This window comes from Herbaspirillum sp. WGmk3 (assembly GCF_023952535.1).
Lineage (GTDB): Bacteria > Pseudomonadota > Gammaproteobacteria > Burkholderiales > Burkholderiaceae_D > Herbaspirillum > Herbaspirillum huttiense.
The window spans coordinates 1-231 of the sequence record NZ_JAKYWT010000172.1 but is presented as its reverse complement, the minus strand read 5'-3'; the positions used below and the strand labels follow the sequence as shown (position 1 = coordinate 231).

The window sequence follows — 231 nt, the reverse complement described above, 5'->3', positions numbered from 1 at the left end:
GTCCCCTTCGTCTAGAGGCCTAGGACATCACCCTTTCACGGTGAGTACGGGGGTTCGAATCCCCCAGGGGACGCCAGGTGGTAAGTAGTCTGATCTGACCGGTCAGGCTACCTTGAGGTTGGATAGTCTGTAGTTTGGGACTTTTCCTTTCGCAGGGGGTATAGCTCAGCTGGGAGAGCGCTTGCATGGCATGCAAGAGGTCAGCGGTTCGATCCCGCTTACCTCCACCAG

At 57.1% G+C, this 231-nt stretch carries 2 tRNA genes; both read left to right on the top strand.

The features are described from left to right. Positions 1 to 76 (top strand) — tRNA-Glu (locus tag MKD49_RS26355). A 78-nt stretch (positions 77 to 154) separates the two neighbouring features. Continuing rightward, positions 155 to 230, top strand: a tRNA-Ala gene (locus MKD49_RS26350). Position 231 lies beyond the last annotated feature (1 nt).